This window comes from Paramuribaculum intestinale, assembly GCF_003024925.1.
Taxonomy (GTDB): Bacteria; Bacteroidota; Bacteroidia; order Bacteroidales; family Muribaculaceae; genus Paramuribaculum; species Paramuribaculum intestinale.
In genome coordinates this window covers 1-1,034 of record NZ_PUED01000375.1, presented here as the reverse complement: position 1 = coordinate 1,034, position 1,034 = coordinate 1, and the positions used below count along the sequence as shown (strand labels likewise).

Genomic DNA, 1,034 nt, shown 5'->3' with positions numbered 1-1,034 from the left:
ATAATACACACATCTGCACTAATGCTCAATTCCATAACGATGGTAGCAGTCAATGTTATTCTAAATTATATTTTAATATTTGGAGCATTAGGCTTTCCAGCATTAGGAATTTCCGGAGCAGCCATTGCATCTGTCATTTCCGAAGCTGTCGCAGCAATTTATTTCATTATATATACCCAAAAGAATGCAAGCACGTGCAAATATGGAATCAAATGGCGATTTGCCATAGATTGTAGAGTATTAAAAAAGATACTCTCTGTTTCTGTTTTGATGATGCTGCAAAATGGGTTAGTATTTGGCAGTTGGTTCGTTTTTTTTATCACAATAGAGCATTTCGGGGAAAGGTCACTGGCGATTACTAATGTTGTAAGAAACATTTCGTCCTTCCTTTTTCTTTTCGTACAAGCATCTGCATCTGTTGTCAGTTCATTAGTTGGAAATCTCATAGGAAAAGAGAAAAGCACCCCTTTCCTATATGTATGCAAAAAAGTAATGCTTTCATGTTACATGATTATTTTGCCAATAATAGTGTTGTTCGCTCTTTTCCCTGAATCTATTTTACGGATTTATAGTGACAATACTGCATTGGTGTTTGATGCTATACCTACATTAAAGGTTATGCTCACTTCTTACTTGATAGCTGTACCTACATTCGTGTTTTTTAGCACAGTCTCTGGAGTAGGCCATGCTGCGGCATCTCTATTGATAGCATTCGTGTCTTTATCTATATACATAGCGTATGTGGGAATAATTAGTCATTTTAGTTCAAGTGTTCCACTATTGTGGACATCGGAACATATTTACTTTTTGAGTGTGTTTATACTTTCTATCTATCATATTCATCATTGGTTTACAGGAATTAACAGTCAAGGCAAAAAAATAATCACCAATATTCCTTAGAATCATAGTTTATACCGACATTTGTAATATGTATAAAGAATATTCGCCATGTAGTTTATTAGCTCCTTTCATAGATCGCTATTGGGAATATAAGGGAGAAACAAGAGGTGGAATGAAATTCAACATTCCACCTC

General features: G+C 35.0%; 1 protein-coding gene and 1 pseudogene. Both read left to right on the top strand.

What is annotated here, in order from left to right; translation table 11 throughout:
* The coding region (locus tag C5O24_RS13685) for an MATE family efflux transporter (RefSeq protein ID WP_107681990.1) at positions 1-900 on the top strand (900 nt) is incomplete at its 5' end.
* A 28-nt stretch (positions 901-928) separates the two neighbouring features.
* Positions 929-1,034 (top strand): annotated as a pseudogene (locus C5O24_RS14560) (AraC family transcriptional regulator); the annotation flags it as partial.